At 62.6% G+C, this 18,514-nt stretch carries 18 protein-coding genes and 3 pseudogenes; 6 read left to right on the top strand and 15 right to left on the bottom strand.

Annotated features, from left to right (window positions below; translation table 11 throughout):
- The first annotated feature begins 131 nt into the window (after positions 1 to 131).
- On the top strand, positions 132 to 881 hold the full coding sequence (locus GGR43_RS18110; RefSeq protein ID WP_188073358.1) for an electron transfer flavoprotein subunit beta/FixA family protein: 750 nt from the start codon (positions 132 to 134) through the stop codon (positions 879 to 881).
- A complete protein-coding gene (locus GGR43_RS18105) occupies positions 878 to 1,807 on the top strand; it encodes an electron transfer flavoprotein subunit alpha/FixB family protein (protein WP_188073357.1) in 930 nt (309 codons plus the stop codon). The genes GGR43_RS18110 and GGR43_RS18105 overlap by 4 nt, the downstream gene beginning before the upstream one ends.
- 81 nt (positions 1,808 to 1,888) lie before the next feature.
- Here the strand turns inward: GGR43_RS18105 and GGR43_RS23605 are convergent.
- From GGR43_RS23605 to GGR43_RS23395, 6 genes and pseudogenes are all read right to left on the bottom strand, one after another.
- Positions 1,889 to 2,056, bottom strand: a pseudogene (locus tag GGR43_RS23605) (2-oxo acid dehydrogenase subunit E2); the annotation flags it as partial.
- Between the two features lie 480 nt (positions 2,057 to 2,536).
- The gene (locus GGR43_RS18095) at positions 2,537 to 2,815 is read right to left on the bottom strand and encodes a type II toxin-antitoxin system Phd/YefM family antitoxin (protein WP_188073356.1); all 279 of its coding nucleotides are present in this window, start codon (positions 2,813 to 2,815) and stop codon (positions 2,537 to 2,539) included.
- The gene (locus tag GGR43_RS18090) at positions 2,781 to 2,960 is read right to left on the bottom strand and encodes a hypothetical protein (protein ID WP_223177509.1); all 180 of its coding nucleotides are present in this window, start codon (positions 2,958 to 2,960) and stop codon (positions 2,781 to 2,783) included. The genes GGR43_RS18095 and GGR43_RS18090 overlap by 35 nt, the downstream gene beginning before the upstream one ends.
- Positions 2,961 to 3,051: 91 nt before the next feature.
- The gene (locus GGR43_RS18085) at positions 3,052 to 3,639 is read right to left on the bottom strand and encodes a hypothetical protein (RefSeq protein ID WP_246343889.1); all 588 of its coding nucleotides are present in this window, start codon (positions 3,637 to 3,639) and stop codon (positions 3,052 to 3,054) included.
- A complete protein-coding gene (locus GGR43_RS23400; RefSeq protein ID WP_223177508.1) occupies positions 3,639 to 3,980 on the bottom strand; it encodes a hypothetical protein in 342 nt (113 codons plus the stop codon). Before GGR43_RS23400 ends, GGR43_RS18085 begins: the two co-directional genes overlap by 1 nt.
- Positions 3,961 to 4,191, bottom strand: a complete 231-nt coding sequence (locus GGR43_RS23395; RefSeq protein WP_223177507.1) for a hypothetical protein — start codon at positions 4,189 to 4,191, stop codon at positions 3,961 to 3,963. Before GGR43_RS23395 ends, GGR43_RS23400 begins: the two co-directional genes overlap by 20 nt.
- A gap of 544 nt (positions 4,192 to 4,735) precedes the next feature.
- Here GGR43_RS23395 and GGR43_RS23955 point away from each other — a divergent pair.
- Positions 4,736 to 5,047 (top strand): annotated as a pseudogene (locus tag GGR43_RS23955) (DUF6538 domain-containing protein); the annotation flags it as partial.
- Between the two features lie 96 nt (positions 5,048 to 5,143).
- Here the strand turns inward: GGR43_RS23955 and GGR43_RS23950 are convergent.
- A pseudogene (locus tag GGR43_RS23950) lies at positions 5,144 to 5,332 on the bottom strand (recombinase family protein); the annotation flags it as partial.
- Between the two features lie 320 nt (positions 5,333 to 5,652).
- Here GGR43_RS23950 and GGR43_RS18070 point away from each other — a divergent pair.
- Entirely contained in the window at positions 5,653 to 6,534 is an 882-nt protein-coding gene (locus GGR43_RS18070) for an OmpA family protein (RefSeq protein WP_188073353.1), read from the top strand.
- 299 nt (positions 6,535 to 6,833) lie between these two features.
- On the opposite strand, the gene GGR43_RS18065 is transcribed toward GGR43_RS18070, so the two are convergent.
- From GGR43_RS18065 to GGR43_RS18050, 4 genes are all read right to left on the bottom strand, one after another.
- Complete coding sequence (locus tag GGR43_RS18065; RefSeq protein WP_188073376.1) at positions 6,834 to 7,169, bottom strand: DUF2322 family protein; 336 nt, start codon at positions 7,167 to 7,169, stop codon at positions 6,834 to 6,836.
- An 87-nt stretch (positions 7,170 to 7,256) separates the two neighbouring features.
- Positions 7,257 to 8,639, bottom strand: a complete 1,383-nt coding sequence (locus GGR43_RS18060; RefSeq protein WP_188073352.1) for a mannitol dehydrogenase family protein — start codon at positions 8,637 to 8,639, stop codon at positions 7,257 to 7,259.
- Positions 8,636 to 10,051 carry a glucuronate isomerase gene (gene uxaC / locus GGR43_RS18055; protein ID WP_188073351.1) on the bottom strand — a complete coding sequence of 472 codons (1,416 nt, stop codon included), beginning with the start codon at positions 10,049 to 10,051 and terminating at the stop codon, positions 8,636 to 8,638. The genes GGR43_RS18060 and uxaC overlap by 4 nt, the downstream gene beginning before the upstream one ends.
- Before the next feature lie 3 nt (positions 10,052 to 10,054).
- Positions 10,055 to 10,810, bottom strand: coding sequence for a FadR/GntR family transcriptional regulator (locus GGR43_RS18050; protein WP_188073350.1), 756 nt, complete (start codon positions 10,808 to 10,810; stop codon positions 10,055 to 10,057).
- 102 nt (positions 10,811 to 10,912) lie between these two features.
- Here GGR43_RS18050 and manD point away from each other — a divergent pair, with 102 nt between their 5' ends.
- A complete protein-coding gene (manD, locus tag GGR43_RS18045; protein WP_188073349.1) occupies positions 10,913 to 12,121 on the top strand; it encodes a D-mannonate dehydratase ManD in 1,209 nt (402 codons plus the stop codon).
- Positions 12,109 to 13,026, top strand: coding sequence for a sugar kinase (locus GGR43_RS18040; protein WP_343054521.1), 918 nt, complete (start codon positions 12,109 to 12,111; stop codon positions 13,024 to 13,026). Before manD ends, GGR43_RS18040 begins: the two co-directional genes overlap by 13 nt.
- A gap of 106 nt (positions 13,027 to 13,132) precedes the next feature.
- Here GGR43_RS18040 and GGR43_RS18035 read toward each other — a convergent pair whose 3' ends face one another.
- The 4 genes from GGR43_RS18035 to GGR43_RS18020 form a co-directional block, all read right to left on the bottom strand.
- A complete protein-coding gene (locus GGR43_RS18035; RefSeq protein WP_284276797.1) occupies positions 13,133 to 14,695 on the bottom strand; it encodes a sulfatase in 1,563 nt (520 codons plus the stop codon).
- A 72-nt stretch (positions 14,696 to 14,767) separates the two neighbouring features.
- Positions 14,768 to 16,675, bottom strand: coding sequence for a sulfatase family protein (locus GGR43_RS18030; protein WP_188073347.1), 1,908 nt, complete (start codon positions 16,673 to 16,675; stop codon positions 14,768 to 14,770).
- 21 nt (positions 16,676 to 16,696) lie between these two features.
- Positions 16,697 to 17,212 (bottom strand): hypothetical protein, encoded by a 516-nt coding sequence (locus GGR43_RS18025; RefSeq protein ID WP_188073346.1) that lies wholly within the window; start codon positions 17,210 to 17,212, stop codon positions 16,697 to 16,699.
- Entirely contained in the window at positions 17,209 to 18,483 is a 1,275-nt protein-coding gene (locus GGR43_RS18020) for an MFS transporter (protein WP_246343906.1), read from the bottom strand. The genes GGR43_RS18025 and GGR43_RS18020 overlap by 4 nt, the downstream gene beginning before the upstream one ends.
- Positions 18,484 to 18,514: the final 31 nt, after the last annotated feature.

Raw genomic sequence — 18,514 nt, 5'->3', positions numbered from 1 at the left:
CCAAATCAGCGCCACATTCATATGCGGGCGGGATACAAAATCGGTGCGTCGCGATTGCCGTTACCCAATGCCCATCTTTCCGTTCGGGTAGCCTGCTGTGCAGAGTGATAAACCAGTTAAAGGACACTGAGATGAAGCTGTTGGTACCTGTGAAGCGGGTGATAGATTATAATGTGAAGCCTCGTGTGAAGTCGGACGGGAGTGGAGTTGATCTTTCGAATGTGAAGATGAGCATGAACCCGTTTGACGAGATCGCGGTGGAAGAGGCGATCCGGCTGAAGGAGCAGGGCGTCGCCTCGGAGATCGTGGTGGTGTCGATTGGCGTGGCGAAGGCGCAGGAGACGCTGCGCACGGCCTTGGCGATGGGCGCGGACCGGGCGATCCTGATCGAGACCGACGCCGAGGTGGAGCCGCTGGGCGTGGCCAAGCTGCTGGCGAAGGTCACGGCAGAAGAGCAGCCGGGCCTCGTCATTCTGGGCAAGCAGGCGATCGACGATGACAGCAACCAGACCGGGCAGATGCTGGCGGCGCTGCTGGGCTGGGCGCAGGGGACGTTCGCGAGCAAGGTCGAGGTCGAGGGGGACAGCGTGGCCGTCACCCGCGAGGTCGATGGCGGGCTGGAGACGGTGAAGCTCAGGCTTCCCGCGATCGTCACCACCGACCTGCGGTTGAACGAGCCGCGCTATGCGAGCCTGCCCAATATCATGAAGGCGAAGAGCAAGCCGCTGGCGAACCGCAAGCCCGAGGAGTTCGGGGTGGACATCAGCCCGCGCCTGGAGACCGTGTCGGTGTCCGAGCCGGCGAAGCGCTCGGCGGGGATCAAGGTGGGCAGCGTCGATGAGCTGGTGGCGAAACTGAAGGAACTGGGGGTAGCGGCATGAAGGCGCTGGTGTGGGTTGAGCATGAGGGCGGGGCCCTCAAGGATGCGACGCTGTCGGCGGTGAGCGCGGCCGCGCAGCTGGGCGAGGTGCATCTGCTGGTCGCCGGGCAGGATGTCGGCGGCGTGGCGGAAGCCGCCGCGCAGATCGCGGGGGTGGCGAAGGTGCATGTGGCGGACGATGCCGCCTATGCCCATGCGCTGGCCGAGAATGTCGCGCCGCTGGTCGTCGGGCTGATGGCGCATCATGAGGCGTTTCTGACCCCGGCGACCACCACCGGCAAGAACATCGCGCCGCGTGTCGCCGCGCTGCTCGACGTGATGCAGATCAGCGATATCCTGTCGGTCGAAGGGCCGGACAGCTTCACCCGTCCGATCTATGCGGGCAATGCGATCGCCACGATACGCTCGAAGGACGCGAAGAAGGTGATCACGGTGCGCGGCACCGCCTTTGCCAAGGCGGAGCGCACGGGCGGCGGCGCCAGCATCGAGCCGGTCGCCGCCACCGCCGGCACCGGCCTTTCCAGCTTCGTGGGGGCGGAGATCGCGGCGTCGGAGCGTCCGGAGCTGACCTCGGCGAAGATCATCGTGTCGGGGGGTCGCGCGCTCAAGGACAGCGAGACGTTCGAGCAGCTGATCTTCCCGCTGGCCGACAAGCTGGGCGCGGCGGTGGGCGCGAGCCGCGCCGCTGTCGACGCGGGCTATGTGCCCAATGACTATCAGGTCGGGCAGACCGGCAAGATCGTCGCGCCGGAGGTCTATGTCGCGGTCGGCATTTCGGGGGCGATCCAGCACCTTGCCGGGATGAAGGACAGCAAGACCATCATCGCCATCAACAAGGATGAGGACGCCCCCATCTTCCAGGTCGCAGACATCGGCCTCGTCGCCGATCTCTACACCGCCGTACCCGAGCTGACCGGCAAGCTCTGAAGCGCCAGGGTGCGCCGCTCGGCCTTGCGCGCGGAGCGTCTGGAGTGCCGGTAGCGGAGACGTGCGGGAACGGGCGGCATCCGCGCCGTTGATCACGCGATGATCGTAGCTGAGCGAAAGAGGCAGCATCTGCCGCCAGGCGATGCCACCATCCTCCGCCGGAACCGGAACCGGCCGCGCCCACCGCGACCAGATGACCGCTTCTGATGGTGCAAAGCATAATGGAATGTGCTTCTCAATCCTCGTCATGTGAACAGGAAGCGGGGGCTATTTTACGGCATGAGCCGTTCCGGCTCGCGCTTCTATTTTCCTATAAAATATATTATTTTCAATATCTTAAATGGATTTCATGTCTATCGCGGCGCGGTGGTCAGACTTTAGCTAAATATATGCCGGCATCGACAGCTTCGATATATTGAATTAGATCGTCGGCGCGACCTGACTCAACAAGATCGAAGGTGGTCAGACCGCCGAAGCCGGGGACAGCCTTAGTACAATACCAGCTCATTGCGCTACCATATGATTGAAATCACGGTGAAATTTAGCATATCAAATCGATATGGCAGGTTGTCATTGTACGTTTTTCACGATCCATATCTGAGCTTGATCCTGCAGGTAGCACAAGTCAATCTTCACGTCGTTGCCGCTAGGCTGCAAGTGCTTCGAGAGCCGCTTTTGCGATCTGATCCTCGCGCTACAGCGACAATAGCAGAGCGCGCGTGCCGGGTGTCAGGTGCCGGGGGATCGCTCAGGCTCTTGGCGGAACACATCAGCGACGTGGACAACAGCGCCAATATCCTTGCCGTTTGCATAGTCATGCGCTTCGTTCAGTCCGCGCATTATGCTCTCAAAAGCGCTCGGGGTACGAGATTCGAGCAAGCTCATCTTCTTGCCGCCTTGAAGCCTTCGATATTCATCGATCGACATGAGGACATGGTTTGGCTTCCCGCGATCGGTAATGATAACGGGGCGTTTATCGTCGCCCTTTGTAGGCGGCGTCGATCGCATTCGCCGCGCTGATCGGGTCAAGCGCCAGGCCAGCACCGTTGGCCGGGAGATGGCAAGGGAGGCCGAGCGAACGCAGCGCGGCGCTCAGGACGAAGACCGGCTTGCCGCCGCCATATTCGGCTTGGCACAGTTCACTCAACGCCATGAAGCTGGCATCCGCCAAGAGGTTACTCGGACCCGGTCGCGGAATTCGCCATACCGCTTGACCGCGCCGAGGATCGACGGGCTTACCGGCATTACCGCAACCCTCCGGCGATCGTCGCGCCAGCGATGTAGTCACGGTAGGCGTAGTTGATGAGGTCTTGCGCGAGTTCCAGAAGGCCGCCGGTCGGCAAACCCTCGAATGGATTACCATGAGCCAACATATTCCTGCGCTCGGCGAGGGTCGGACGGATTTCGCCCGTCAGTTGGCCCACCGCCGTTCCACTACACCGCGTCACCATGGGGATGTGTGCGTCGGTCAGACCATCCACTTCGACCATGTACCTGAGCAGTACGGCAAAGCCGCGCTTGTTCTTGGGAACTTGCCCGCCATAGCAGTCCATCAACGCCAACTCCAATGCGATCCGGGCGGCGAGTTCGCCAACCTTGATCAAGCCGAAATCCACCCAGCCCAGCAGGTAAAGAGTCTGCGCACGGGCAAACTTCGCTCGCACGATTTCTGGTATTCGCCCGTCGATTCCGAGGTTCTCGACAAGGGCGCGCCAATCGGCTGCGCATGCAATGGTGAGGAGCCCGGCAGGATTATCGGGCGTTGGCCAAGCCAGCAGCAGAGGCTCTTCCCGGTCGGTAAGAGTGATGTGCGAGAAATTCGGCATCGCCATTACGCACACCGCAACGTCCGCTCGATCCGAACGCGGTAGAAGCCGTGGGCGGGGACATGCTGACGAAGTTGGCGAAGGTCACGCACGTTGAATGCGACCGAGGCCTGCAACGGACTGGCGAAGGTCGCGTAGTAAGTCCAGCGGGTGTCGGTCGGCAGTCGCGCATTCTGCCGGCGATCGGTAATCGCCACGTCACGCGGATCGCTGGAATTGCGAAAAGCGTAGAATGTGATCCAGTCGGGCCGACGATAGCGCGCAGCCTTGCTGAACGGCACCGACTGCACTTTCACATCGCTCTGATCGAGTACCCAATCACGCTGCTCAAGAATCTGCCGGATCATGTGGCCAACCATCTGCTTGACGCGATCGACCAGAACCTCTTCGCAAGGCTTCGAGCAATTGCTCCTCGATGCCTTCGACCGCTGGTTTACTGAGCTGCGAGGCCATTTCCAGCCTAGCGACATTTTCGCGGCGCGTGAGAAACACCCAGATGCGCTGACCGAGATCCGTTTCGTACAGCGACGCAAATTTTTCGGGATTATAGGCAAGCATAAGAAGCCCTTATTTACCGGGCAAATATGGCCGATTATAAACGGCCGTCAAGGAGGTGGCTCACGTCGGGCAGGTTGAGTCCGTTTGGATTTTGAGGATATTGTCGCAGCGCTGGCTCCGCCACCCAACCGTCTCGGTCGAGCGGATGGCGCCCATGAACTTCATCTCTACGAGGGCGCCGTCATGGTCGCCTACGGGTGAATGAGCTTTCTTCAGGGCTTGTAGTCTCGGATTTCTTTGGAGAAGGTCGAGGGATTTGTCGGCTAGTTTTGTCAGATGGACGGAGCTAAACCGAAGTAAATTTGCCTCGAAAATGTTGCCGAAAGCTCGAATGGTGCTATAGATGGTCTTGGCAAACGCTCATAGATATTTTTCGTGACGAATTAGCCGCTTGGACGCCCGATTGGATTCCTCTTCTGGCACCATTTTTTCAAGCCTTTGAGAAGGCTGGAAACCCCTGAAAAACAGCCAGATTTTACATAAGACTGTTACATCTGTAACAGGAACTTTGGCTATGTGTACATAGCTCGAACAGGTCGGCAGCGTCTATTATTCCCACCGCCGCGTTCCCGAAGAACTGCAATCCGCGATCCTCACCAAGACGGGCAAGCCCCGCACGGATTGGAAAATTTCTCTCCGTACAAAGGACCGGGCAGAGGCCAAGCGACGGCTGCCGGATTATGTGAAAGCAACGGACCGGGAAATTGGCGCCACCCGGCAGGTGCTGGCAGCCCAAATCCGTGCCCTGTCCAATTCCCTGCCAACATTGCAGCCCAACGCCGCCGCGATGAATGGGAGCGGGATAACTGGAAGCCCAAGAAGCTGGACAGGCGGAAGAGGACCGCTTGGAGAATGAGCGCCTTGCCCGTATTGCTTCTCGGGAAGGGGAAGCGAAATGCCTGCGGGTCCGCATTACGGGCCGTACAGCAGATATGGCCCGTGCGATCAACGCCTGCACCTTGTCCCACAGCTCCCGGTCGATGAGCGCTTCATGGTCGCCGGGATAGGCCGTGCCCTTGTGGGCGGTCTCGCCCAGATAGATGCGATTCGACAACAAGGCAAACAGCGCGCCGCGCTGGAACGATACGCCATGCGCTGTCCGCTTCTGATGACGCGAATTTTGCTGCGATATCCCGCTCATGCAGTTCCTCGACAAGCTTCTGGCCCGAGTCCAGCGCCAGATAGTGAACTTGAGGATATTACGCTGTCCGCTGTGCCCGCCGCGTGCAGGTCACGAAGCCAGCCGGCCTGCATTTGCAGGATGCAAGCAGACTAACATCGCCTCAGTCGGCGATAGCGTAAGGAACCGATCGCGCAACTGTATCGAAACAGGAGCATCATCTCACCGCAAGGAGCGTTCAAGATATCGGGAAAATCGAGGCGCTTCCGCCGCCATTCATCTGCGCGACAGGTTTTCCTGAACACGCAGGGCTGGAATTCGAGTTTGAAGGAGCAGCGTGAATGACCATCGTTTCGAACACCCCCATAGCCCCTTTACTGCTTGCCATGCTTGCAGCATCGGCCTCAGCCAGCGCGGCCGCACAGCCGCAGGAGCAAAATGACGCGGCCCTGTCGGTGACCGTATCGGATACTTCCGCGCCAGAGGCATCCGAAATGACGCGTGGGCCGGACCTTGAAGGCATCATCTCCGGGCGCAGCGATGATAAGATACGGGTCACAGCCGCTGATGGCACGAGCACGATTGTCGCTTTCAACGATGCTACCCGGATAAAGGCGAAAGGCGGGTTTCTGGGCCTCGGCCGCAGTAAGCTTGGCACCAGTTCCCTGATGAACGGCCTGCCTGTTACAGTCAAAACCCTGCAATCGGGCAATAGTCTGCTGGCCAGCCAGATCGAACTCAAAAGCAATGACCTCAAAACCGCGAATATGATCCGCAATGGCACTGCCGAGGGCTTTGCCGAGCAAACGGCGGCCACCGGGGCGTTGCGCAGCCGCGTGGCCGATATCGGGCAATATAATGTGAAGGGCACGACCAACGTCAATTTCGACACCGGCAAGGCCATATTGTCCGCTCAGGCGCAGAACGACCTCTGCACGACAGCCTCCACAGCCGAAGGCATGAAGAACGCCCTGCTCCTGATCGTAGGCTATACCGATTCCACGGGAAACAACGAATATAATCAGCAACTCAGTGAAAAGCGCGCCGCTCGCGTCGTCAATTATCTTCAGCAGAATTGCGGCTGGAAACCCTATCGCATGCTAACCCCCACCGGAATGTCCGAAGCGCAACCGCTGACGAGCAACGACACGCCCGAAGGCAGGGCACAAAACCGTCGCGTTGAGGTGAGCATTCTCGTCAGCAAGGGTCTGGACGGCTTATAAGAGCTATCGTTGAGGGGAAACGCGAACCAGCATGACAACGCAAGATCGCGTTTCTCAACTCTTCGTGCGCCATAAATGAAATGACCTGCGCACGACTGCTATGTTGACGGAATCAGACTGCCGGAAGCAGAGGTGCTGCTGGTGCTGCCCCATTTCGCGATGATGCCTGGCATGGGGATGGGAATAACCGGATCGCGAACACCCACCCCAACATGATCCGGCTCAAGAGCGGCGTCGGCCATTGCGTGTTCGCGCCCGGCATGTACCTCACCGCACGGCTTCTGACCTGATCCGGCAGGTCAGCGGCTGGCTGCGATGACTTCGATACCCAGCGGAGGTCCGCCCGCGGCAATCGCAAGCAGATGGTCGACATTCGGATGCGCACCCGGACGGTTGCGCGCATCCGCCGTGTGCTCGGCAAACACGGCCAGGCCATGTTCAGCCGCTTTCGTATCAAGGATACCAAAGAGTTGCTTCAGATATTGGTAGACCGCCAGCGAACCTTGCTTGCCCGGCTGATTTTCGATGCTGGCAACCACGGCTCCGTTCCCGTCGACAAGATCGATGCGGCACACGTCATCAATGGATGGCAATTGTTGAAGATTATCCTTGAAGGTCGCACCTGGTCGAATCATCGTCAGCATTTCTCAAATTCCTCAATTGGATGCGCGAGCAGGTAACAGCTTCTTCGGATGAGCGATATCATCAAAGCCCTCCTGAGCTTATCGCTCGAACTCACCAAGGGATCGGATGAGGAAGGCCTTCTGACCTTCATCCGGCGCCCAGATCGTCGGAAAAAGGCCAGCCTCACCGAACAAGCCGCCTAACGCAGAGGACGGGTCGCCCTGCCCCCAAACAGCCCTCAACTCCGCGGCCATGGGATCGTCAACAGGGCCATTATCTCCCCGTATATGCAACATCCAGGCCGCGACAGCCCTCAACACCGAGGGGCAGGAACGCCCCGCCTTTTGCCCGTCCGCCAATGTGCCGAACCAGCGCTGCGGAATTTTCTGGCTGCCGTCCATCGCGATCTGGGCCAGCCGGTGCGCCAGCGCGGGGTTGGCGAAACGCTCCAGCAGGCGGTTCGCATAGCCCGCCAGATCCTGTCCCGGCGCGGGCCGCACGGACGGCAGGGCTTCCTCCAGCATCAGCCTTTGCACGATCTTCCGGATGAAGGAATCCGCCACCGCCTGATGGACAAATTCATGCCCCCGCAACAATCCGATATAGGCCAGCGCCGAATGCGCGCCGTTGAGCATGCGCAGCTTCGCCATTTCATAGGGCGCGACATCTTCCACCAATTGGACGCCGACCTTGTCCCATCGCGGCCGGCCCTGAACGAAACAGTCCTCGATCACCCATTGGCTGAAAGGCTCGGTCAGCACCGTCGCCCGGTCTTCGAGGCCAATGGCGGCGGCGACCCCGGCGCGGTCGGAACCGGTGACGGCGGGGACGATACGATCCACCATCGTCGAGGGGCAGGCGCATTCGGCCTCGAACCATGACCGCAAATCCGAAGAGAAACGGTCGAGATATTCGGCCATCAGCCGCCGGAGCTGGCGACCATTGTCAGCGAGGTTGTCGCAGGACAGCAGCGTCAGGCCCGGCAACCCGGCGTCGCGCCGCCGCTTCAGGGCCTCGCCGATCAGGCCATAAAGGCTGGTTTCGCCTGCCAGCGTGAAATCGAGCCTTCCTTCAGCTGTGCGGCAATAGCCCTTTTCCGTCACCGTCAGGCTGATGATCTTCACCGCGGCCGAGGCAATCTGCTCGACCACCCTTTCCCGCTCCTGCCCGGCGACGAGGACATTGCGCACGGCGCCGACAAGTCCATAACCGGTGCCCGTGCTCGATCGTTCCGCCACGATATAGAGGCCGTCCTGCGGATTGAGCTGCACCGCGACCTCCGGCGATCGCAAGGAGACGCCGCAAATCGCCCAGTCACGGTCTCCGGCCGACAGGGCGCGATCGGTATACCAGGCCTGATGCGCCCGGTGGAAGGCGCCGATGCCGAGATGCACGATCCCCACGGCCTGCGCCGCGCGGTCATAGTCGAAACACCGGACGGCGGGGGCCAGACGAGGCAGCGCCGCTTCCGCCAGCCTCACAGCCGATAGGCCTTTTTGGCGAGATCATAGGCGAGCTCCCGCGCCAGTTCGGCGGCCTCCCAATCCTGAAGGCGATGCTCGCTCACCAGTTCGGCGAGGAACGCGCAATCGATACGCCGGGCGACATCGTGCCGGGCCGGAATGGACAGAAAGGCCCGCGTGTCGTCGTTGAACCCGACCATATTGTAGAAGCCAGCCGTCTCGGTCGTCATGCGGCGGAAGCGGCGCATGCCTTCGGGGCTGTCATGAAACCACCATGCAGGCCCCAGCTTCAGGCAGGGATAATGCCCCGCAAGCGGCGCCAGTTCCCGCGCATAGACGCTCTCGTCCAGCGTGAAGAGGATGACCGAAAGCGCCGGATCATTACCGAAACGGTCCAGCAACGGCTTGAGCGCATGGACGAATTCCGTACGTGTGGGAATGTCGGCTCCCTTGTCGCGCCCGAACCTGTGGAAAAGAGGTCCATTATGGTTGCGGAACGCGCCGGGATGGATCTGCATGACCAGGCCGTCCTCGATGCTCATCCGTGCCATTTCGGTGAGCATCTGGGCGCGGAACAGCTCGGCGTCCCCGGCGGAGACACGCTCCGTGCAGACACGCCGGAACAGCGCCTCCGCCTCGGCCTCCGGCAGATCGGCGGTGCGCGCGGTGGGGTGACCATGATCGGTGCTGGTCGCCCCATGCTCCGCAAAGAAGGCACGACGCTGGCGATGCGCGGCGAGATAGCCCCGCCAGTTGCGGCAATCCTCGCCGGTAAGGACGGAGAGACGATCCAGATTGGCGCGGAACCCCTCGAATTCGGGATCGATCACCGGGTCGGGCCGATAGGCGGTGATGACGCGGCCCTGCCATCCCCCCGGCCGCCGGTTTTCCCGCCGGATGGCCGCATGATGTTCCAGCGTGTCGAGCGGGCTTTCCGTGGTGGCGATCACCTCGATATCGAAGCGGTCGAACAGGGCGCGCGGGCGGAAGGCATCGGTGGAGAGCTTCTCGGTGATGGCGTCGAAATAGCTGTCGGCGGTTTCGCCGTCGAGCTGTTCGGTCAGGCCGAAAACCTCCGCGAATACCCAGTCGAGCCAGATGCGCGACGGCGTGCCCCGGAACAGATGATAATGCCCTGCGAACAGGCGCCACGCCGCGCGCGGATCTACGGCGGGATTGCCGATGCCCAGCGCTTCCAGCGGCACGCCCTGCGAATAGAGCATGCGGAACACATAATGATCCGGCACCAGCAACAGGTCGGTCGCGTTGCCGAACGGCTCGTCGAGGTCGAACCATGCCGGATCGGTATGCCCATGCGGGCTGACGATCGGCAGCGCCGCCACCGATCGGTAAAGATCGCGGGCAATCGCCCGCGTCGAAGGGTCCGCCGGCAACAGCCGGTCGGGATGAAGCTCCAGTTTCTTCGCCATGATCTATGCGGTTGCCCGCGCGTAGCGATCCCGCTTGGCCTGAATGGCGCGACGCGCTTCCTCGACCGCCCTTTCCTCGGTTGCAAACAAGAGGCTGTCCAGCACCGCCGCCAGATGCGCGCGCATCGCCGCGCGGGCGGCGGCCGGATCGCGGGCCTTCAGCGCCTCCACTATGGCGCTGTGCTCGTCGACCACCGGCTTGACGTTGGCCGTGCGCGCCTTCGCGTGCAGCAGCGATGCTTCCGGCGACGTGTTGCGCAGACGCCAGAGCTGTTCCACCGTGTCATAGACGGCGGTGTTGCGGGTCGCACGGGCGATCGCCAAATGAAAGGCCTGATCGGCGCTTTCCGTGCCCTGTGTCTCCTGATTCTCCCGTGCTATTTCCCGCACCAGCCGCTCGATATCCTCCAGTTCCTCATCGCTGATCTGGGTCGCGGCGAGGGCGGCGGCTTCCCCTTCGAACAGGAGGCGCGCCTCGGTCAGCTCGAAGGCGGAGATATTGAAGCCCGGCACATCGCCCTTGCCCGGCAGGCGCACGACATAGGCGCCCGAACCGACCCGGACCTCGACCAACCCCTGGACTTCCAGCGCGATGATCGCTTCCCGCACGGTCGGGCGGCTGACATTGTACATCGCCGTCAGCTCGCGCTCCGCGGGCAGGCGCGCGCCGACCGGATATTTGCCGGCGGCCAGCTCCTCCAACAGGGTGCGCGCCAGATCCTGATACAGGCGCTCCTGCCCTCCGCGCGGAATGTTCATTTCAACTCCTTTGGTTTTACCAATTCAAATTACTTGACAGACCAGATGGCTTTCGTCAACTCCAGGATACCACATCAACGGGTCAAGTAACGAGGCCAACTCATGAAAATCGATGCCGCGAAGGTGATCGTCACCTCGCCCGGACGCAATTTCGTCACGCTCAAGATCATGACCGATCAGGGCGTCTACGGCATCGGCGACGCCACGCTGAACGGGCGGGAGCTTTCGGTCGTCTCCTATCTGGAAGACCATGTGCTCCCCTGCCTGATCGGCAAGGATCCCCGCCGGATCGAGGATATCTGGCAATATCTGTATCGCGGCGCCTATTGGCGGCGCGGCCCGGTGACGATGCGCGCGATCGCCGCCGTCGACATGGCGCTGTGGGATATCAAGGCGAAGATGGCGGACATGCCGCTCTATCAGCTGCTCGGCGGGCGCAGTCGCGACGGCGTGATGGTCTATGGTCATGCCAATGGCGCCGACATCGAGGAAACCGTCGAGGCGGTCGGCCAGTATATCGACATGGGGTACAAGGCGATTCGCGCACAGACCGGCGTGCCGGGCATCAAGGACGCCTATGGCGTGGGCCGGGGCAAACTCTTCTACGAACCGGCCGACGCCGCGCTGCCCAGCCTCACCGGCTGGGATACCCGCAAGGCGCTGAACCATGTGCCCAAATTGTTCGACAAGCTGCGGGCGACCTATGGCTTCGACCATCATCTGCTGCATGACGGCCATCATCGCTACACGCCGATGGAAGCCGCCAATCTGGGCAAGATGCTGGAACCCTATCAGCTGTTCTGGCTGGAGGATTGCACCCCGGCCGAGAACCAGGAAGCCTTCCGGCTCGTGCGCCAGCACACCACGACGCCGCTGGCGGTGGGCGAGATTTTCAACACCATCTGGGATTGCAAGGATCTCATCCAGAACCAGCTGATCGACTATATCCGCTGCACCATCGTCGGCGCGGGCGGCATTACCCATATGCGCCGCATCGCCGATCTCGCCGCGCTCTACCAGATCCGCACCGGCAGCCACGGCGCGACCGACCTGTCGCCGGTCACCATGGGCTGCGCGCTGCATTTCGACACCTGGGTGCCGAATTTCGGGATTCAGGAATATATGCGCCATACCGAGGAAACCGACGCGGTCTTCCCGCATGATTACATCTTCCGCGACGGCCTGCTCCATTGCGGGGAGACGCCGGGCCATGGCGTCGATATCGACGAGCAGCTGGCCGCCCGCTATCCCTATAAACCGGCCTATCTGCCGGTGGCGCGGCTTGAAGACGGGACCATGTGGAATTGGTAAGGGCAATCTTTCTCGGCGAGGCGATGCTGGAGCTGTCCCCGGCTGATGGCGACCTCTGGCGCCTGCGCCATGGCGGCGATACGCTCAACAGCGCGGTACACATGAGCCGGCTGGGCATCAGCACGGCGTTCATCACCGCGCTGGGAAGCGACGATTTCAGCCAGCGCCTGCGGCAGGATTGGGCATCCGGGGGACTGGACACGGACTTCGTCCTCACCCATCCGGCAAGAACGCCGGGGCTTTACGCCATTTCGACCGACGACAAGGGCGAGCGGCATTTCTCCTACTGGCGCGACAACAGCGCCGCACGGGAAATGTTCGCCTTGCCCGGCATGGACGGCGTTCTGGAAAAGGCGGCACAGGCGGAGCTTTTCGGCTTCTCGCTCATCAGCCTTGCCATCCTGCCGCCTGAAGGACGCGAAAGGCTGTTCGATTTCTGCCGCACCTTCCGACTGCGGGGCGGGCGCGTGGCCTATGACAGCAATTATCGCCCTCGCCTCTGGCCTTCGCCCGAAGCGGCGGCGGAAGCGCACGGCCGGGCCATCTCCCTTGCCGACATAGGCCTTCCCACGCTGGAGGATGAGACGCTGCTCACCGGCGAAGGCTCGGTGCGGGATGTCGCGCGCTTCTGGTCGGGGCGCGGATGCGGGGAGGTCGTCGTGAAGCTGGGCGCGGATGGATGCCTGTTGCCCGACGGCACCCTATCCCCCACCACCCCGCATGCCAGCCCGGTCGACACCAGCGGCGCAGGGGATGCGTTCAATGCCGGATATCTTTTCGGACGCCTGAAGGGATATTCGGCCGAGGCTTCCGCCGGGATCGGCCACAGACTGGCCGGATGGGTCGTGCTGCACAGAGGCGCGATCCCGGCCCGCGATCCGGATTTCTATCGTCAGCTTGCCTGATCCTCGTCCGCAATGCGGGCGGGAGAAAGGGGACCGGGTCTGCACGACCGGTCCCCTTTTGCTTTGCCCCTTTTGCTTTGCCGTTGCGGAGAAGGGGCGCCCCGCCCTATTTCCGCTCCGCCGCCGCGGGAGCCTGTCCGCCCTCGCGCGGGGCCATCGGCGTTCTACAGGGCCGACCGACGGCGGTGGGAACGCCCGGCGGCAGTTCCAGACAATCCTCGTCGGGGTGATAGCGGCTGAGCGGCGGACGCTTTTCGACCGGCCCCTTGGGCAGCATAGCCTTCAACCGGGCGGTCACGGCGGCATATTTGGGATCATCGGCCAGATTGCGATGCTCTTCCGGGTCGCTTCTGTAATCGTAAAGCTCGCGGCCCAGCCTGCCTTCTTCCCATTCGGTGTAGCGCCACCGGCCATAGCGAACGCTCCGCCCGCCCTGCACCTGCGACAGGGCCGGGCGATCCCATTTGCGTGTCGGCCGTTGCAGCAGCGGCAGCAGGCTGACGCCCTGATTGCGGTCATTGGCGGGCAGACCCGCCGCCTGGACCAGCGTGGGATAGATATCGACGAACTCGACCGCCTGCTTCACCGCCGTACCGTTCCCCCTCGCCCCCGGCACCCGCATGATGAGCGGCGCGCGCGTTACCTGCTCCCACAGCATCACCTTGGTCCATTCGCCATGCTCGCCCAGCGCGAAGCCATGATCGCCAAGGAATACGACGATGGTGTTGTCCTCCAGCCCCAGCCGCCTGAGCGCGTCGAGAACCCGGCCGACCTGCGCATCCATATAGCTGGTCGCGGCATAATAGGCCCGCACCGCCTGCCTCTGCTCCTCCTCGGTCATGCCGAGATTGGCGGGCAGGACGCGCCGCGCCGCCGGAACGATAGTGGCGATCGTCTCCGGCGTCTCCTTCTTCAGTTCGATCGTGTCGAGCGGATAGAGGTCGAAATATTTCTTCGGCGCGATCAACGGGACATGCGGCCGATAGAAACCCGCCGCGATGAAGAAGGGCTTGTCCTTGTGGGCTTCCAGCATCCTGATGGTTTCGGTCGCGACCTTGCCGTCGGTCTGGTCTTCGTCCAGCCCTTCATCGGCGGCATAGGCAAGCCCTGAGCCTAGGCCGATGCCGGGCGTGATCGGAATGATCTTGCCTTCCGTTTCAAGGATCTTGTCATGCCCGCTCGGATTGACCACGGCGTCCCACGACGCCGGATCGTCCGCGCCGCTCCTGCCGATGCCGCCGGGCACGCCCTGATGGAATATCTTGCCGACGCGGCCGGAGAAATAGCCGCTGTTCCTGAAATATTGCGGCAAGGTGACGATATCGGGAACGGTCGTGCGGATATGGGTGGAAAGATCGAAAACCCGCGTGGCATCGGGCCGCAGCCCGGTCAGGAACGAGGCACGGCTCGGCGCGCACCATGGGAATTGCGCATAGGCGCGGTCAAATCGCGTCCCTTCCCGTGCCAGCCGGTCGATATTGGGCGTGAGAACCGGCGCGCCATAGCTCCCCAGACGCGTGTTGAGATCGTCGGACACGATGAACAGCACATTCATCGGCCTTTCCGCCCGCGCCGGGGCGGAAACCGGCTTGCCCGGCGTCGCGGCGCCGGTCCGCGCCACCGAGGGGGCCGCCCCCAGCGCGGCGCCGATCATGAGGGTCAGGGCCACCCCCCGAAGCTGTGAGCGTATCGACTTCATGCATCACCTCTGCTGGCTTCATTCATGCCGTTCCCGGAAACCTCACCCATAATGCGCAGGCGCCTTCGACATATCGATCAGGGGAATGGCGGGGTCATAGCTGCCCTCGATCAGAGCGATGAGATATTTGGTGCCCACCGACAGATCGCCCTTCGCCCCCTTCTCGATGGCCTTGAGCGCGGCCAGAGCGGGTCGGGCATTGCCGATATAGGTCAGTGCATTGACCGCGAGCAGCCGGACGGACAGCGGCTGCCCGTCACCGGCCAGTTCGGCCAGCTTGAGGACGGGCTCGTCCTCCTTCGTCAGATTGGCGACCGCTTCGGCCGCCGCCACCCGGACATGGGGCGAGGGATCGACACGCATTGCGGCTTGCAGGTCGGCAAGGGCGGGCCGCCCGTCCTCGCCGAGGATGAGCAGCCCCATCGCCGCCCAATAACGCGTCACGGCATCGGCATCAGTCAGTCGGGACCGGAACAGCGGCAGCTTCCGCTTGTCCCGCCGCGCCGCCGCCGCGCCCAATGCCATCAGCGCCTTCAACGGATAGGCCCCCGCAGCCCGGCTCGGCACATAACCTTCAGGCGCGGCGCCTTCCGGAATGAAACCATTGTCGTTTATACGGATCATATGCCGGTCGAGCGCGCGGCGCATGTCCGCCACCCGCGCCTTGTGCTTCGGATCGGCGATGCGGTTGTCGACCTCGTCGGGATCGGCGTCGAGATCGTAGAATTCCTCGAACGCGCGCGGCTGGAAGAAGCGCGCCTGCACCTCGGTCAGCCTGCCCTCGCGATGGAGCCGGTCCCAGTCCTGATAGCTTTTCAGCAGCCAGGAAAAGGCCTGATGCTGCCCGCAGGGGCGATGCGGCATATAGTTGCGGATGTAGCGATAGCGCCCGTCCGTCACCGTGCGCACGAAATCCACGCTTTCGTTCATGCGGTTGCGCATGCCGAAGGCATGGTCCTTGGGCGCCGCCGCGAAATGGCCGAGGAAAGGGGCGCCATGCATCGTCTGCGGCTTGACCATTCCGGCAAGCGACAAAAGCGTGGGGGCGAGATCGATGAAGCTCACCGGCGCGTCCACCGTCGTCCCGGCCTTCACCGGCGAGAGGTGCGCCCATTTGGGCGGCACATAGACGACCATCGCGCAGCGCAGGCCCCGGTCATGGCAATAGCGCTTCGAGCGCGGCAGCACGCCGCCATTGTCGGAATAATAAAAGACGATGGTGTCCTCTGCCAGACCGGAGGCTTCCAGTTCGGCCAGCCTCTGACCGATATCGCCATCCATCTTTTCGATGAGGTTGTAATAACTGGCATAATCCTGCCGGATGGCCGGTGTATCAGGCAGATAGGCCGGAAGGATTATATCCTCCGGCTTCACCCGCCCTTCGGTCACCGTGAAAAGCCGGGATTCGTGCGAGGCCAGCGTATTGAACACCGCCATGAAGGGCTTGCCTTCCGGGCGGTTCGCATAATGGGCTTTCGGGCCGTTATCGTCCCAGATGCGCGCCGGATCGACATCGCAATTATAATCGGTCTTGACGTTGTTCGTGCAATAATAGCCCGCCGAACGGAGATATTCGGGGTAGGTGCGCAGGAAATCGGGCAGCTTCGCCACCGCCCGCATATGGTTGGCGGGCGCGCAGGCCTCCGGCAGAACGCCGGTCAATATGCCGAAGCGGGAAGGCGCGCAGACCGGTGCGTTCGAATAGACGTTGCGGTACAAAATCCCCTTCTTCGCCAGAGCGTCGATATGGGGCGTATGCGCCAGCCTGTCGCCATAGGCGCCGATATAGGGGTTGTTGTCCTCGCTGGTCAGCCAGAGGATATTGGGCAGCTTCCTTTCCTGCGCGCCCGCCCGCGTGGGCAGGGCGGACGCGGAAAGCGCCATCGCGCCCCCGGCGCTGGCGGCCAGAAGGGAACGACGGCTCAATTCAGGGGTGAGTGCATCCTTCATATTCCATCCTCATTTGGCCATTCAGACATGGGTTTCCGTCCTTTTACCGCGTGGCCCGGACAGGGCGATCCACAGCGCCAGCGGGGTAACGCAAGCCGCGACCAGCGCCCCGAACGCCAGCTTCAGCGCAAGGCCGGTGGCAAAGGCAAAGGCCGGCTGGCCGATCAGCGTCAGCATTCCCACCGCAAGGCCGGTGAACAAGACCATGGCAGGCAGCGCGATCGTCAGCGCGCGCAGGAACAGGTTGGACGGCACGCGAAAGGCTTTCGGACGCGCCGGGGGCGTCGTTCCCTTGCCGATGTTTTTACGGGCGATGAGGGACGGTATCCATGCGCTCATCAGCGCGATCATGAAGCTTTGGGGAATGCAATCCCGGCCGAGGCCCTGCGCGGACACCTCCGGCAGGCCGCCGAAAGCCAGCCAATAGAAGCCGGCGGTGATCGCCATGTTGATGACCATGCTGATCGCAGTCTCCCTCAGGATGTAGGAGCAAGCGCGCGCCGTGGCCGAGGGCCTGTCGAAGCCTGAGCCGTTCATGCCTTCGCCTCCCTGTTCCCGACGCCCTGCGAGCGCCGCGTGCCGAGCAGGATCCAGAGGATCGCCGCGCCGAGCAGGTCGAGCGCAGCCAATGCCGCGAACAGCGGATCATAGCCGAAAGCGTCCGCGCTCTGGCCGATGGCGAAGGTGAAGAGCATTCCCCCGATCCATCCGGCCGATCCCGCCATGCCCGTCACACGCCCGACCGCGCTTGCCGGGAATATGTCCGCGCTGAGCGTCAGCAGCGCGCCGGAGAGCATCTGGTGCGCGAAGCCGCCCACGCAAAAGAGCAGGATCGCCATGCCGGGGCTGCCCGCCAGACCGATCGACGCCGGGCCGATCATCAGCACCGCGCCCAGCGTGACGATGAGCTGGCGCGACGTCAGCACCGACACCCCCAGCCGCCGGATCAGCAGCGGCGCCAGATAGCCCCCGGCCAGCGAGCCGAGATCCGCCGCCACGAACGGCAGCCACGCCCAGAGCGCAATCTGCTTGAGGTCGAGATGCCAGACCGCGACCAGATAGAGCGGGATGAAGAAATTGAACGTCTGCCACGCGGGCTCGGCCAGAAAGCGCGGCACCGCGATGCTCCAGAAGCGGCGGGTGGAAAATATGCTGCGCCATGAAGCCTTTTCGACCGGCTCGCTCTCTTCCCGCCCCTCGCGGATTGCGGCGCGCTCCTCTTCCGTCAGATTGGGGTGGTCGCGCGGCGCGCGATATTGGCCGTACCAGAGCAGCGCCCAGAACAGGCTGATCCCGCCGGTGACGAGAAAGGCCGACTGCCACCCCCAGGCGATGATGCAGAAGGTGACGAGCGGCGGCGCGATCATGTTGCCGACCGAGGTGCCCATGTTGAACCAGCCGGTGGCGACGGTGCGCTCCTTCGCCGGAAACCATTCTGCCACGACCTTGAGTCCGGCGGGCATCGCCGCCGCCTCCGCGCCACCCAGCAGACCCCGAAAAAAGGCCAGTCCCTGCCAGCCGGTCGCGAACGCATGCCCCATGTTGGACAGCGCCCATCCGCACGCGAACAGCGCCAGTCCCAGCCGCCCGCCCAAGGCATCGAGCACCATGCCCGCAATCGGCTGCATGATCGTATAGGCGCCCTGAAAGGCCAGCACGACATAGCTATATTGCTCGGTCGTCATGTCAAACTGCTGCGTCAGCGTGGGCGCCACCACCGACAGCGAGGACCGCGCCAGATAGTTGAGGATCGTGCCCAGCGTGACGAGGCCGATCATCCACCAGCGCAATCGAACGGAACGGATCAACAAGAGGGCTCGTCCTTTTCCTGCCGGGCGG

The sequence above is a fragment of the Sphingobium jiangsuense genome (genome assembly GCF_014196495.1).
Classification (GTDB): domain Bacteria; phylum Pseudomonadota; class Alphaproteobacteria; order Sphingomonadales; family Sphingomonadaceae; genus Sphingobium; species Sphingobium jiangsuense.
The sequence above is the reverse complement of the archived record's forward strand: the minus strand, read 5'-3'. Positions and strand labels throughout refer to the sequence as shown.

Coding starts and splice junctions, on each gene's coding strand:
- GGR43_RS18110 (WP_188073358.1), top strand. CDS start 132: ATGAAGCTGTTGGTACCTGTGAAGCGGGTGATAGATTATAATGTGAAG.
- GGR43_RS23400 (WP_223177508.1), bottom strand. CDS start 3,980: ATGATCCGGCAGATTCTTGAGCAGCGTGATTGGGTACTCGATCAGAGC.
- GGR43_RS23395 (WP_223177507.1), bottom strand. CDS start 4,191: ATGCTTGCCTATAATCCCGAAAAATTTGCGTCGCTGTACGAAACGGAT.
- manD (WP_188073349.1), top strand. CDS start 10,913: ATGAAAATCGATGCCGCGAAGGTGATCGTCACCTCGCCCGGACGCAAT.
- GGR43_RS18025 (WP_188073346.1), bottom strand. CDS start 17,212: ATGAACGGCTCAGGCTTCGACAGGCCCTCGGCCACGGCGCGCGCTTGC.
- GGR43_RS18030 (WP_188073347.1), bottom strand. CDS start 16,675: ATGAAGGATGCACTCACCCCTGAATTGAGCCGTCGTTCCCTTCTGGCC.
- uxaC (WP_188073351.1), bottom strand. CDS start 10,051: ATGGCGAAGAAACTGGAGCTTCATCCCGACCGGCTGTTGCCGGCGGAC.
- GGR43_RS18065 (WP_188073376.1), bottom strand. CDS start 7,169: ATGATTCGACCAGGTGCGACCTTCAAGGATAATCTTCAACAATTGCCA.
- GGR43_RS18095 (WP_188073356.1), bottom strand. CDS start 2,815: ATGCGATCGACGCCGCCTACAAAGGGCGACGATAAACGCCCCGTTATC.
- GGR43_RS18090 (WP_223177509.1), bottom strand. CDS start 2,960: ATGGCGTTGAGTGAACTGTGCCAAGCCGAATATGGCGGCGGCAAGCCG.
- GGR43_RS18105 (WP_188073357.1), top strand. CDS start 878: ATGAAGGCGCTGGTGTGGGTTGAGCATGAGGGCGGGGCCCTCAAGGAT.
- GGR43_RS18050 (WP_188073350.1), bottom strand. CDS start 10,810: ATGAACATTCCGCGCGGAGGGCAGGAGCGCCTGTATCAGGATCTGGCG.
- GGR43_RS18070 (WP_188073353.1), top strand. CDS start 5,653: ATGACCATCGTTTCGAACACCCCCATAGCCCCTTTACTGCTTGCCATG.
- GGR43_RS18085 (WP_246343889.1), bottom strand. CDS start 3,639: ATGGCGATGCCGAATTTCTCGCACATCACTCTTACCGACCGGGAAGAG.